The organism is Bartonella sp. AU16XJBT (genome assembly GCF_028618665.1).
Classification (GTDB): domain Bacteria; phylum Pseudomonadota; class Alphaproteobacteria; order Rhizobiales; family Rhizobiaceae; genus Bartonella.
This window is the reverse complement of the sequence record NZ_JAQITF010000006.1, coordinates 118070-131008: the sequence shown is the minus strand read 5'-3', so window position 1 is coordinate 131008 and position 12939 is coordinate 118070. Positions and strand designations below refer to the sequence as shown.

Annotated in this window: 14 protein-coding genes and 1 tRNA gene; 7 read left to right on the top strand and 8 right to left on the bottom strand. The window is 36.6% G+C overall.

The window, feature by feature from the left end:
• The first annotated feature begins 195 nt into the window (after positions 1-195).
• The 3 genes from bet to PVV66_RS05295 all read left to right on the top strand — a co-directional run bounded on the left by bet (position 196) and on the right by PVV66_RS05295 (position 1996).
• On the top strand, positions 196-1017 hold the full coding sequence (gene bet / locus PVV66_RS05305; protein ID WP_273718102.1) for a phage recombination protein Bet: 822 nt from the start codon (positions 196-198) through the stop codon (positions 1015-1017).
• 1 nt (position 1018) lies between these two features.
• Positions 1019-1642, top strand: a complete 624-nt coding sequence (locus tag PVV66_RS05300; protein WP_273718099.1) for a lambda exonuclease family protein — start codon at positions 1019-1021, stop codon at positions 1640-1642.
• A gap of 78 nt (positions 1643-1720) precedes the next feature.
• On the top strand, positions 1721-1996 hold the full coding sequence (locus tag PVV66_RS05295; RefSeq protein ID WP_273718097.1) for an AlpA family transcriptional regulator: 276 nt from the start codon (positions 1721-1723) through the stop codon (positions 1994-1996).
• 3 nt (positions 1997-1999) lie between these two features.
• Here the strand turns inward: PVV66_RS05295 and PVV66_RS05290 are convergent, their stop codons facing one another.
• The 3 genes from PVV66_RS05290 to folE form a co-directional block, all read right to left on the bottom strand.
• The gene (locus tag PVV66_RS05290; protein WP_273718096.1) at positions 2000-3172 is read right to left on the bottom strand and encodes a site-specific integrase; all 1173 of its coding nucleotides are present in this window, start codon (positions 3170-3172) and stop codon (positions 2000-2002) included.
• Positions 3173-3333: 161 nt separating this feature from the next.
• Positions 3334-3418: transfer RNA gene (locus PVV66_RS05285), tRNA-Leu, on the bottom strand.
• A 140-nt stretch (positions 3419-3558) separates the two neighbouring features.
• On the bottom strand, positions 3559-4179 hold the full coding sequence (gene folE / locus PVV66_RS05280; RefSeq protein WP_273718095.1) for a GTP cyclohydrolase I FolE: 621 nt from the start codon (positions 4177-4179) through the stop codon (positions 3559-3561).
• A gap of 125 nt (positions 4180-4304) precedes the next feature.
• Here folE and PVV66_RS05275 point away from each other — a divergent pair, with 125 nt between their 5' ends.
• The 3 genes from PVV66_RS05275 (at position 4305) to thrS (ending at position 7172) form a co-directional block, all read left to right on the top strand.
• Positions 4305-4766 carry an iron-sulfur cluster assembly scaffold protein gene (locus PVV66_RS05275; RefSeq protein WP_273718093.1) on the top strand — a complete coding sequence of 154 codons (462 nt, stop codon included), beginning with the start codon at positions 4305-4307 and terminating at the stop codon, positions 4764-4766.
• Complete coding sequence (gene yidD, locus PVV66_RS05270; protein ID WP_012231851.1) at positions 4733-5083, top strand: membrane protein insertion efficiency factor YidD; 351 nt, start codon at positions 4733-4735, stop codon at positions 5081-5083. Before PVV66_RS05275 ends, yidD begins: the two co-directional genes overlap by 34 nt.
• A gap of 112 nt (positions 5084-5195) precedes the next feature.
• A complete protein-coding gene (gene thrS / locus PVV66_RS05265; RefSeq protein WP_273718089.1) occupies positions 5196-7172 on the top strand; it encodes a threonine--tRNA ligase in 1977 nt (658 codons plus the stop codon).
• A gap of 1109 nt (positions 7173-8281) precedes the next feature.
• On the opposite strand, the gene PVV66_RS05260 is transcribed toward thrS, so the two are convergent.
• From PVV66_RS05260 to PVV66_RS05240, 5 genes are all read right to left on the bottom strand, one after another.
• Positions 8282-8785: a MerR family transcriptional regulator gene (locus PVV66_RS05260; protein WP_273718087.1), complete on the bottom strand. Its 504-nt coding sequence runs from the start codon at positions 8783-8785 to the stop codon at positions 8282-8284.
• Between the two features lie 182 nt (positions 8786-8967).
• Positions 8968-9291 (bottom strand): integration host factor subunit alpha, encoded by a 324-nt coding sequence (locus tag PVV66_RS05255; protein ID WP_273718085.1) that lies wholly within the window; start codon positions 9289-9291, stop codon positions 8968-8970.
• Between the two features lie 77 nt (positions 9292-9368).
• Complete coding sequence (locus PVV66_RS05250) at positions 9369-10343, bottom strand: beta-ketoacyl-ACP synthase III (RefSeq protein WP_273718083.1); 975 nt, start codon at positions 10341-10343, stop codon at positions 9369-9371.
• Between the two features lie 49 nt (positions 10344-10392).
• Positions 10393-11463 (bottom strand): phosphate acyltransferase PlsX, encoded by a 1071-nt coding sequence (gene plsX / locus PVV66_RS05245; RefSeq protein WP_273718081.1) that lies wholly within the window; start codon positions 11461-11463, stop codon positions 10393-10395.
• A gap of 157 nt (positions 11464-11620) precedes the next feature.
• Complete coding sequence (locus PVV66_RS05240; RefSeq protein WP_273718080.1) at positions 11621-12178, bottom strand: DUF177 domain-containing protein; 558 nt, start codon at positions 12176-12178, stop codon at positions 11621-11623.
• A 223-nt stretch (positions 12179-12401) separates the two neighbouring features.
• Between PVV66_RS05240 and PVV66_RS05235 the strand changes: the two genes are divergently transcribed.
• Positions 12402-12881, top strand: a complete 480-nt coding sequence (locus PVV66_RS05235; protein ID WP_273718111.1) for an outer membrane protein assembly factor BamE — start codon at positions 12402-12404, stop codon at positions 12879-12881.
• The last annotated feature ends 58 nt before the right edge of the window (positions 12882-12939 follow it).

Genomic DNA, 12939 nt, shown 5'->3' with positions numbered 1-12939 from the left:
ATTTACGACAAGGTATTGGTCTGCGGTTATGTAAATGTTTATGGAGACTTTGAACTTTCTGGACTAGCCATGATTGGCGATAACCGCGAACCTTCAACAGAGGATTACAATCCTTTCTAACAACCAACCAAACAATTTTTAACACAAGCGTGATTCACGCCACGGGGGAATTGCGCGCAAATCAAGGAAACAATAATGACAAATGCACAATTAGCCACTATGGCAAAAAAATATGGGTTTTCTCATGATGAATTTCGTAAAACAATTATCAAAACATGTATCAATCATAACTTCTCTGATGAAGAATTCGCTGCTTTTATCTCTGTTGCCAATACTTATGGATTAAACCCATTAACAAAAGAAATCTATGCATTCCCTAAAAAAGGCGGCGGTATTATCCCTGTTGTCTCTATTGATGGGTGGATTAAAATCATCAAATCTAATTCTCAATTCGATGGCATGACTTTTCAAGATCAACTCGATAAAGACGGTAATTTGATTGCTATCAAATGTGCTATTCGTCTCAAAGGCATTAAAGACCCTATCGAGGTTACCGAATATTTAAAGGAATGTAAGAAAGAAAACAGTGACCCATGGAGCAAATATCCAGCACGTATGTTGCGTCATAAAGCAACTATACAATGTGCTCGCTATGCTTTCGGTTTTTCCGGTATTTATGAAGAAGATGAAGCGGCTCGTATTAATAATACCACACAAGTACAACTTATTTCTTATGACATGCTTGAACAAATCAAAGAATTGATTAAAGAGACTGGAACCAATGAAAATAATCTTCTCTCTTACGCAAATGTAGAAAACCTAACAGATCTGTCTTGTGAAAAAGCACAAGAGGTTTTGGCGCTTTTGGAAAAAAGGAAAAACATTCAAAGAGAAAGAGCTCTACAATCTCACACGCAACAAGAGCAAATAAACGCGTCTATACAAGATGCCGAATATATTCATGTCCAAGATATTGAATATGCACCAACTCAACAAGAACAAGAAATGGCGGTGTGAAATGGAACAAAGAACAGCACAATGGTTTCAAGCCCGTTTAGGAAAAGTCACCGCTTCAAATATTTACAACGTTATTAGTAAAACAGCAAAGGGAACCCCTACAAGCAAATATGAAGACTATAAAATTAAACTCATTACAGAGCGCTTAATAAGCGAAGCAAGCCCCTATTATGAAACTGAAGATATGAGATGGGGAATTGAACATGAAGAAGATGCCTTGAGAGAATATGCATTCATTTATGATACTGACGTTACTCAATGCGGCTTTATCCAACACCCCACAATAAAAATGGCGGGGGCAAGCCCTGATGGTCTTATTGATAAAGACGGATTAATTGAAATCAAATGCCCAAGATCAACTACCCACATGCGTTTCTTTATCAATAATGAGATCAAACCAGAATATCTTGCACAAATGCAATTCCAAATGGCTTGTACAGAGCGCAAATGGTGTGATTTTATCAGTTATGACCCGCGTTTTGCGGGGGATTCATCTCACTTGCGTATGAAAATCAAACGCATTCACCGTGATGAAAAGCAAATTGAACAGATTAATCAAGCGGTTGAAAACTTTTTAGCAGAAATAGAACGAGAGATACAAAGAATCTCAACTAAAGCCGCCTGAACTTTTGGGGGGCTTTGTTCTTGCATATTCCCTAGCCCCCGCCTTTTCATAATTCTATAAAGAAGAAGGACCAGTTAAATGAAAGAAGAAAAATTAATAGACTCAATAAAAAAAGTAAGTTTATTTGAACAAGCTTTATTATCAATGCGCTTGCAAAGACTCGTCAATATACAAGATCTTTCAATTTATCTTGGAATGTCTATGACGTGCATTAGAGAGCTTGTAAAAGATGGAATTTTCCCTAAACCAATAAAAGAAGGGCGATATTTAAAATGGGATATCGTTGAAATTGACCAATATATTGAAAGCAAAAAAGCCGAAAGAGACTCTATAGAATTACCTCCACTATCGTAACAATCAACGCCCAGTCACAAAAGACGCCCACTGTTCTAAAAGAGCGCTGCGCTGTTCTAAAAAATCAGTCCTCATATAAGCTTTTGTGACTGAATTTCCTACTGAATGAGACAACGTAAATTCCGCAATTTCAAATGGTGTTGATGTTGTCTCTGCTATCCAATCACGAAGACTAGATCTGAATCCGTGTGGTCGATATGCAATCCCTCTATCTTTCATAAATTTAGAAAGTGTCATATCCGATATAGGATTTCCAGAGTTTCCAACAAACAAAAATCCGTTTTTTTCGATTGTTTTTGCTTTTTCAATAATAGAAATCGCTTCATCTGTAAGTGGTACGCGAAAATCAAAAACCTTTCCAACTATTCCCTTCATATTTTCTTTTGGGATTGTCCATATTGACTGATTAATCTCCTCCAACCGTATATGCCTAATTGGCATTGAACGAACGCCGGTTAGAATTAAAAGCTTTAAGGCTAAATTCGATACAATATTATCATCTAAAGATTGATAAAAAGCTGGAACTTCTTTCCATGGCATTGCTGGAATATTTTGAACATTTTGAATAAATTTTCCCAATAAAGCTTTTGCTTTTGGTACCAATTGCATGTCCACATCTATACCACGCGCTGCGGCATGTTTTATAGCAATATTCAAACGCGATAAAGCCTTGCTTGCTGTTTCGTTTTTGGTTTTCCAAATAGGGGATAAGCACTCTTTTATATCAATCTGCGTCAATTCAGTAATTGCTATATCTCCAAGTTTAGGAAAAACATGCAATGTGAGAGGTGTTAACCACCTTGCTGCGGTTCCTTCATTTTTCAATTCGCTTTTTTTAGCTTCAAAAGCACTTAAAACTATTTCTCTTAAAGAAATACTATCAACCGCTTGTCGTAACTTTTCATTTTTCCTTTTACGAATCGGGTCAATACCTTGTTGCAAAAGATCACGGCAAGCTGTAGCCTTAAGCCTTGCTTCTTTCAAAGATACAACGCTACAAGAGCCTAACCCCATTTCACGACGTTTTTTATTGAAATCGAATCGAAAAACCCAACGCCCTTGATTCGGTGCTGTTTTGATAAGCCATAATCCAGCCCCATCTGCATATTTACCTTTAGGCAAATTTTTTACAGATAAGGTGGACAATCTATCACGCGTTCTTGTTTTCCTAATCACTTTTTAAACCACCTTTTGAACCACCTTTTGAATTGCGCTTTTGACGGATTCACTAGATATCAAGGTCGTATAAAAAATACAATTTTAGAAGTAAAAACAATGAGTTATAAAGGAAATAAGATAAACGACGATACCTAGTGATATTGTAGAAAATCTATAAGTGGTGCGGTCGAGAAGACTCGAACTTCCACGGGTTGCCCCACAGCGACCTCAACGCTGCGCGTCTACCAATTCCGCCACGACCGCACGTGATTAAGCAAAACATTTTGATTTCCAGCCTTTAACAAATCATAAAGAAAGGTACAAGCCAATTTTCTCTTTCCCATAATTTATTTTATCCGGATGATCTATAACTTAATTAAAGATTACTAAAAATTTGGTCTTTACTATGATCTTTGAACCATCATCATAAAATGTGCTTGTGCAGTTTGATCTTTTTCATAATAACCATGAAATTTTTTTGTAATTGTTGTAGATCCTTGCTTTTGGATTCCTCTCATAGCCATACACATGTGCTCAGCCTCGATCAATACTGCTACACCACGAGGTTTTAGATGCATTTCTAAAGCATGAGCCACTTGCGCAGTCATAGCTTCTTGTGTTTGTAAACGACGAGAAAAAATATCTACAACACGCGCAATTTTTGAAAGTCCAACAATTTTTGCATCAGGAAGATAGGCTATGTACGCTTTCCCAATAATTGGGATCATATGATGTTCACAGTGCGAATAAAAAGGTATATTTTTTACGATTATCGATTCATTGTATCCTGAAACCTCTTCAAAAACAGTTCCTAAGGTTTCTTCAACTGATTGATGATAACCGTTAAAAAGTTCGCGATATGCCTTGGCTATACGTTTTGGAGTCTCTAAAAGCCCTTCTCTCCTTGGATTTTCCCCTACCCATAAGAGTAATGTACGAATCGCTTCTTCCACCTCTTCAATACTCGGACGCTTTTCTTCAGATAAAAAAGAATCCTTTGCGCCTTCTTTAACAACATTACGCATTCAAAAACTCCAACCTTACTCTATACAAAACATTTGCGACAAGCTTATTCCATTTTGTATAATCTCTATATAAGCGAATTAAAAGTTTAAACAATCACGTCTCTCAAAATTTCAGGCAATAGCGCATGATGAATAATATCTATAGTGATAAAATACTCGAATATGCTGCGCATATAAGTAGAATTGGGCGTCTTAATAATCCTGATGCAACCTCTAAAAAATATGCACATCCTTGCGGCTCAACAATCACTGTAGATTTAAAGGTGGAAAATCATATCGTGACAGATTTTTCTCATGAAATACACGCATGTGTGCTAGGGCAAGCCTCAGCGTCACTTTTAGCATCTCATATCATCGGACAAACAACACAAGATCTTAAAATATTACGTAAAGTTATCTATCAAATGCTAACGCAAGATGGTCCTTCCCCTCAAGCTCCCTTTGAGGATTTCTCTTGCTTACAGCCCATTAAAGACTATAAAGTGCGCCATGCTGCAACACTACTCCCCTTTGATGCAACGATAGACTGCATTCAACAAATTGAAGAAAATAAATGCTCAAATCACAGTTTCAACAAAAAAAAATGACTCGAAATTACACAGGCGCTTGGCAAAAAACACCTGGACGATTATTGGGTATTTTCTTAATACGTTTCTATCAAATAACACTTTCGAGCCTTATAGGAAATCAGTGTCGCCATGCCCCAACTTGTTCAGAATATATATATGAAGCAATCGCACGCCATGGGCTTTGGGCTGGTGCATGGATGGGACTCTTTCGTATTATGCGTTGTGGTCCCTTTGGAACAGATGGCTTTGATCCAGTCCCTCCCTCGCTTGGACACTCTTGCTGTTTTTATAAACCTTGGCGTTACTGGAAAATTTCTGACAAACACAACAAATAATCCTTTTCTTTTTTCGCATGTATTGATAGAAAAATTAATCTATAAGCTTTTTACTCAGTTTTCACGAAACCATCCGCAATCGTTGGCGGAATTGGATTAAGAGGGTGTTTTTATGTCTTGCTCTATTTCTCTTTCTTTTCCCGATGGTTCAAAACGTAATTACCCCGCCGAAATGACAGGCTTGGAATTAGCAGAATCCATTTCTAAATCACTCGCAAAAAAAGCTGTTGCCTATAGTCTTGATGGCATCACGCGAGACCTATCGGATCCATTAGGACAATCTGGTCAAGTAGAGATTATTACCCGAGAAGACTCACGTGCTCTTGAGCTCATAAGGCATGATTGCGCTCATGTTCTTGCTGAAGCAGTGCAAGAACTCTTTCCTGAAACGCAAGTAACAATAGGTCCTGTGATTGAGAATGGATTCTATTATGATTTTGCACGCCAACAACCTTTCACATTAGATGATCTCACCGTCATTGAAAAGAAAATGCGTGAAATTATCCAACGCAATAAACCTTTTAGAAAAGAAATTTGGTCTCGTGAAAAAGCCAGAAGAGTTTTTTCTGAGAAAAAGGAATTTTATAAAGTTGAACTTATTGATAGCATTCCTGACAATCAAGATTTAAAAATCTATTATCAAGGGGAGTGGTTTGATCTTTGTCGCGGACCGCATATGCAATCTACAGGGCAAATTGGAAATGCTTTCAAATTAATGAAAGTCGCAGGAGCTTACTGGCGTGGTGATGCTAATAATCCAATGCTCACGAGAATTTATGGAACAGCATTTGCAAATGAAAATGACTTAAAAGCCTACCTCCATATGCTAGAAGAAGCTGAAAAACGTGATCATCGCCGCTTGGGACGTGAAATGGACTTATTTCATTTTCAAGAAGAAGGGCCAGGAATGATTTTTTGGCACCAAAAAGGCTGGAAAATGTTCCAAAATTTGATCAACTATATGCGTAGACGCCTTGATGATCATCAATATGCCGAAGTTAATGCACCACAAGTTCTCGATAGGTCACTTTGGGAAATATCGGGGCATTGGGGCTGGTATAAGGAAAATATGTTCAAAGCAATTCCAGCAGCAGAAGATTCAGACCATGGGAATGTTTATGCCCTTAAACCAATGAATTGTCCTGGCCATGTGCAAATTTTTAAACATGGTTTAAAATCTTATCGTGATTTGCCTATTAGACTTGCTGAATTTGGTCTTGTTCATCGTTATGAGCCTTCAGGCTCTTTGCATGGTCTTATGCGTGTGCGTAGTTTTACACAAGACGATGCGCATATTTTTTGTACGGATGAACAATTAGCCGATGAATGCCTCAGTATTAATGACCTTATTTTATCAACTTATGCGGATTTTGGTTTTAAAGAAATCAGCCTTAAGCTTTCAACACGTCCAGAAAAACGAGTTGGATCTGATGCATTATGGGATCATGCAGAAAGTATTATGGAATCTGTTCTTAAAACAATTGAAACAAAATTTGCGGGACAAATCAAAACAAGCATCCTTCCAGGTGAAGGAGCCTTTTATGGTCCAAAATTTGAATATACATTAAAGGATGCTATCGGTCGTGAATGGCAATGTGGAACAACACAAATAGACTTTAATCTTCCTGAACGTTTTGGTGCATTCTACATTGATAAAGATTCAGAAAAACGCCAGCCTGTTATGATCCATCGTGCCATTTTTGGATCAATGGAGCGTTTTCTTGGTATATTAATCGAAAATTTTGCTGGACATATGCCACTTTGGCTTGCTCCTGAACAAATTGTTGTCGCAACAATTACATCCGAAGCAAATGAATATGCCCAAAAAATAACGGCAAGACTTAAAGCTGTTGGACTTTCCGCAACAACAGATCTCCGCAATGAAAAAATTAATTATAAAATACGAGAACATTCCTTACAAAAAGTTCCCGTCATTTTGGTCTGTGGCAAACGTGAAGCTGAAACAAACAGCGTAAATATGCGTCGTTTAGGAAGTCCGAATCAAATCTTTTTATCTGTAGAAGATGCAATTAAGCAACTGTCAAATGAGGCCACACCTCCAGATTTACAGCGTGTAATAAATGCATAACATCATAGAAGATACTAAAGCATTAATTTTTTACTATAAATCACCGATTTTTGTGCAAGATCAAACGATTTGATAAGTGTAGTATTTTTCCGTTTCATACATCATTACCGATCATCAGTAAAAATCATGTGATCACACTTTATGAGACCGGTTGGTGAAAAAGTTGAATATAAGAGCTATAAGCTCTTTAAATGCAAAAATTATAGACAATTGAATATGAATGACTAACTGATAGCGCTGATCTTTTATCTTTATAACAAGAAGGTGATGCTAGCGTCATGGATAAATCGTTGCGATAATGACATCAACAACAAGCAAAAAAACTAAAAACAGGATTATCATAAATACGTAAATGAATAGAATAACGATGTGTCTTATTCATAAGATACGCCTTTATCAAAATAAGACAACACTTTGATTTATAATGACAATATACCGTTTTCATATTAAACAAGAATTTTAAATATCATAGGATTCTCTCATTTCAAATCTGTTTATGTTGCAACAATAAAAATCATTCGTTTGCACGTGACAAGCGAGGAAGCTCGTGTGGATAAAAAACTATTTAGAAAGGACTAAAAATTGCCTAAAGCATTTCAAGTGCCAAGGGCTTGTTGCAACATTGAGCGCTGACAAGATATGTGTTGCTTCTTCACAAGCGTAAAAATAGTGGTGTCCAATGAGTTTAACGTTATAACATTCATTCATGGGCGCTGTCGCGAAATGGGACTGAGAAGCCTTTAAAAGTCTTTTGAAAACAAATATGTAAATGACAACCTAATAATGTTCTATAAAAGTACCCCGCAATCTATACTGATGAGATATCGCTTTAACTTCCTTTGAGAGTTATAAAGGAGAATGATAAAATCCGACGTTCATTCTTTCCTCTCTTCATATTTGATCAAATTAAGAACCACGACTAAAAAATTAGTCAACTATACAACATGTTAGGTTTGATGCTCGTTTAACATATAAAGCTTCGGGTCACACTTAAAACGTTTAAATATCTACAAAACACATTGCTGCTCTAAACTCTAAATATTGATTTATAAAAAAACTTTTAAAACACATGTTTTGCTAACAAAGAAGCACAATACAAAATATTATTGTTATCGTGCTCTATCAAGAACACGTTTACATTCAATGAGTTCAAACAGAATTTCTTGTAGTAGCGCTTTATCAGTTTTATCTTTGTAAAGATTCACAGAACCAACAGAAGTTTCCCCCTCATTCCTCATAAAACTCAAAAGCCCAAAAGAAGACTTCTTAGGTTTATTGCTCGTATTTTCAAAAGTTTGTCCCGCATGTTTTTTCTCTATAACAACATTCATGGCATCAAGATCGCCATTACCAAATGCAGTCACAAAAGCAACACCATTTTCTTTCAAAAGGCGCTGCACACCTTTTATCGTATAACCCTGATCGTACAATAACTGCTTAATACCATTGAGCAAATCAACATCGACTGGACGATAGTAACGCCTTCCTCCCCCACGTTTCATTGGTTTAATCTGCCTAAAACGTGTTTCCCAGAATCTTAAAACATGCTGCGGGAGCTCCAATAATTCGGCTACTTCGCTAATTGTGCGAAAAGCTTCAGAGCTTTTATCCATTTTGCAACACCTTATCTAAAACACAACAAATAATTTGATAATGATTCATTACATCTCAATTTCTCAACAAGATTAGTCAAAAATAGGACCTCGACTACTTATTAAACAGCCTTTTTTTAAAAAACATAAGTCTTTATTTTATACATTTTCTAACAAGTACCAAACATTACCATGGCATTTATTTATGAGAGATCATTTTTTTGTCTTGCACGATGTGAATCTAAAATTCTCTGTTTAAGGATATTTGCAGCCTTAAACGTCACAACACGTCGTGGCGGAATAGGTGCTTCAACACCTGTTTTTGGATTGCGTCCAATACGTTCATTCTTACTTCGAACCTGAAAAGTTGCAAAAGAAGATAATTTAACTGCTTCACCTCTTACAAGTGAGTTGCAAATCTCATCCAAAACCAATTCGACCAAAGCTGCTGATTCAGTATGTGACAAGCCCACTTTTTTACAAACTACGCTCGCTAAATCTGCACGCGTTACTGTCTTACTTGTCATTATAACCACCCATTCAAATATTAAAAATTACAAAATGACTTATACGTTTTATTCACATATGGTCAAGTAACCATAATTTACCAACGAATAAGAATTGCTCCCCATGTAAATCCACCTCCCATGGCTTCTAACATGATAAGATCTCCTTTTTTTATTCTTCCATCGCAAAGAGCTGTTGTTAAAGCTAATGGAACTGATGCTGCAGACGTATTACCATGTTTATCAACGGTAATCACAACTTTATCTGATGAAATTCTCAGTTTTTTAGCAGATGCTTCAATAATGCGCTTATTAGCCTGATGAGGTACAAACCAATCTAGTTGTGAAGAATCCATACCAGCAGCTGCAAAACAATCATCAACCACATCCGTTATCATACCAACAGCATATTTAAAAACTTCTCGTCCTTCCATACGCAAATAGCCTGTCGTTTGTGTTGTTGAAGGTCCACCATCAACATACAACTTATCGATATAAGCCCCATCAGAACGCAGTTTTGCAGACAATATACCACGCTCAAAAGCAATCTCCTCCTTAATTTCTTGTGCTTCCAAAACAGCAGCTCCCGCACCATCACCAAACAAAACACATGTCGTACGATCTTCCCAATCTAAAATTCGAGAAAATGTATCGGATCCAATAACTAAAATTCTTTTAGCTGCTCCACAGCGTAAATAAGAATCTCCTGTTGTTAAAGCAAAAATAAAACCAGAGCAAACCGCTTGAATATCAAAAGCAAATCCATGGCTCATTCCTAAAGCATACTGAATTTCAACAGCAGAAGCAGGAAAAGTACGATTGGGCGTTGAGGTTGCTAAAATAATACAATCAATATCCTTTATTGTAAGACCAGCATTTATAAGGGCTGCTTGCGCAGCTTCAACACCTAAAGAAACCGTTGTTTCATTTTCATTGGCAATATAACGTTGATGTATTCCTGTACGTTGAACAATCCATGAATCTGACGTTTCAACAAACTTTGCAATCTCATCATTTGATAAACTTCTTTTCGGCAAAGCACATCCTACACCACGTATAATTGATCGAATCATTCAGCTCTCACCTTTTCTTCAGATTTTTCACTTCCATTATAAGAGCTCATCATAAGGATTCTCCACTCATTGCCACTTCATCTTCCTGATCAAAAAGTGTTTCTTTATTCTCATGAAACCGCCGTAAATCAGCCGTTATTTTTTGTAAAAGTCCATTATTAACCATTTCATAGCCAACACGGATAGCAGAAGCAAAACCATTAGCATTAGCACTGCCATGACTTTTTATGACAACACCATTCAAACCTAAAAGTACTCCTCCATTCACCCTATCGGGATCCATTTTATTTTTTAGTGTACGAAACGCACCCCGCGATAAAAAATAACCAAGAGATGTTAAAAAAGAACTGCGCAGTGCAGAATTTAAAATCTCTGCTATCTGCCGCGCGGTCCCTTCTGCAGTTTTTAAAGCAATATTACCAGAAAATCCTTCTGTTACAACAACATCAACTGTCCCTTTTCCAATGTCATTGCCTTCAACAAATCCTTTATATTCCAATCCTTCTAATTGTACTTCACGCAAGATCATTCCCGCTTTTTTTATTTCATAAAGCCCTTTAACTTCTTCCACCCCCACATTTAAAAGCCCAACACTTGGTTTTTCAGTGTGATATAAAGCGCGAAACATACCCGCTCCCATAACCGCCAAATCAACCAACTGACTAGCAGATGCACCAATCGTTGCTCCAATATCTAAAACGATACTCTCACTGCGAAGTGTTGGCCAGATACCTGCAATACCAGGACGTTCAGCTTCTGCTAACATTTTTAAACAAAAATAAGACATGGCCATAAGTGCCCCCGTATTACCGGCAGAAATGCAAGCATCAGCTTCACCCTTTTTTACCGCTTCAACGGCATACCACATTGATGATTTACCACGTCCATTGCGAAGTGCTTGGCTTGGCTTTTCATCCATGCGTGTATAGCTTTCTGTAGGATAAAAGCGCGACACAGAATTCAAACAGGGATATTTTTTTAAAACCGGCTTAACGATCTCCTCTATCCCATAAAACAGAAAATAAATATTTGATAAATGTTTTTGAACAATTGCTGCTCCTGCAATAGCTGCTTCTGGACCGTAATCACCGCCCATGACATCCACAGAAATTTTAATCACGCTTGCATATCCCACATCTTTTCATTTACATTTTTAAACGTATATTATGATTTTGGGTGATTAAACACTCAATCAAAACACACCCGCGAAAACAGCTCCGCAGAAAATACTGTTTTTATCATAGCATACAATAGATAATTTTTTTATGTTTTTACAATCACTTCCAACTTTTCAAAACAGAAAATGGCGAAAATTTTTGCTCTGATTCTTCTAAATTTTTCACCACATGCATCTCTATCCCCTCTTTACGTGGATAATGATCAATAGACAACTCAAAAAATTCTTCCATGATTGCTCCAATATCAATTTTATCATCATAAAATACCTCCGGTGTATCAAGACCCTCCACATCTAAAAATAATTCTCGTGTATCTTCTGATATTTTGGGCTTCATCAAATTTGAATCTTGAGGAATAAAAACAACCTCAATATTTTCACGGAGAATATTTTCTAATGGCTCTAATGTAACAACACATAACTGTACTATACGCGCTTGCAACAAACCTTTTATACGCACGCCACGTTTTTTCCACGGAAGAATATGGAATTTTCCCTCACAAGATTTTACTTCAACTAAATCATGGTTTTGAGCTAAATGTGTACATTCTTTTTTGTTTGCACAAAGATGAACTCTTATACCTTTAACAGGGAGAGAACGCACGGATATTGAATAAGCCAAAGCAAATGCCATTTGAGAAACATTTTGAACATTCATTAACAACTCCCAAACATGAAAACCTATAAAGTACAGTGTTTTATTTAGCTCAAGTACATTTCATTCATTTTTTTCTTTTCTAAAGAAATTCTATATGGCATAATTTGTTTTATAACAGGGAAACTCAATGTAAGCTACGGTAGATTAAGCTAAAATTAGAAAAAACTTGAGATTGCCTTCTTGTCGTACATCTCAGTATAAAAAGGAGATATCATTGTTTCAAATGCCTCACACAATAGCCTCAATCAAACGTAAATTGTTGGTTGGTCTATCAATAGCAAGCATCGTAACACTTGCGGGGTGTAGTCTTCTTGATTCTTCAGGGTCAAGCCAAATTTATAGAGAGGGCTATATTCTTGATAAAAATGCTCTGAGTTCTATTTCTATTGGCTCAAGCCAAGAGCAAGTTCTTTTAACTTTAGGGACCCCTTCATTAAAAACAAAATATGATAATGAAGTTTTTTATTACATCTCACAAACACGCTATCGTGGGATGCAGTTTATGAAAACAAAGATTATTGATCGCAAAGTCTTAGCTATTTACTTTAATGGAAACAATCAGGTTGCAAAAGTTGCCAATTACGGTCTACAAGATGGTCAAGTATTTGATTTCATTACGCAAACAACACCGACTCTAACAAAAGAACACCCTTTCTTAATTCAAATTATAAAGGGCCCTGCGAATTTACCAACTCCTAACTAAAGTATATCATATACTGTTTCAACATTATTAGGTCTGATAACATCAGACCTAATAAAAT

Bases quoted from the DNA above. Each gene is read 5' to 3' on its own strand.
- PVV66_RS05300 (WP_273718099.1), top strand. From the start codon at position 1,019: ATGGAACAAAGAACAGCACAATGGTTTCAAGCCCGTTTAGGAAAAGTC.
- bet (WP_273718102.1), top strand. From the start codon at position 196: ATGACAAATGCACAATTAGCCACTATGGCAAAAAAATATGGGTTTTCT.
- PVV66_RS05275 (WP_273718093.1), top strand. From the start codon at position 4,305: ATGATGAATAATATCTATAGTGATAAAATACTCGAATATGCTGCGCAT.
- folE (WP_273718095.1), bottom strand. From the start codon at position 4,179: ATGCGTAATGTTGTTAAAGAAGGCGCAAAGGATTCTTTTTTATCTGAA.
- PVV66_RS05295 (WP_273718097.1), top strand. From the start codon at position 1,721: ATGAAAGAAGAAAAATTAATAGACTCAATAAAAAAAGTAAGTTTATTT.
- yidD (WP_012231851.1), top strand. From the start codon at position 4,733: ATGCTCAAATCACAGTTTCAACAAAAAAAAATGACTCGAAATTACACA.
- PVV66_RS05250 (WP_273718083.1), bottom strand. From the start codon at position 10,343: ATGATTCGATCAATTATACGTGGTGTAGGATGTGCTTTGCCGAAAAGA.
- PVV66_RS05240 (WP_273718080.1), bottom strand. From the start codon at position 12,178: ATGAATGTTCAAAATGTTTCTCAAATGGCATTTGCTTTGGCTTATTCA.
- PVV66_RS05235 (WP_273718111.1), top strand. From the start codon at position 12,402: ATGCCTCACACAATAGCCTCAATCAAACGTAAATTGTTGGTTGGTCTA.
- PVV66_RS05255 (WP_273718085.1), bottom strand. From the start codon at position 9,291: ATGACAAGTAAGACAGTAACGCGTGCAGATTTAGCGAGCGTAGTTTGT.
- PVV66_RS05260 (WP_273718087.1), bottom strand. From the start codon at position 8,785: ATGGATAAAAGCTCTGAAGCTTTTCGCACAATTAGCGAAGTAGCCGAA.
- thrS (WP_273718089.1), top strand. From the start codon at position 5,196: ATGTCTTGCTCTATTTCTCTTTCTTTTCCCGATGGTTCAAAACGTAAT.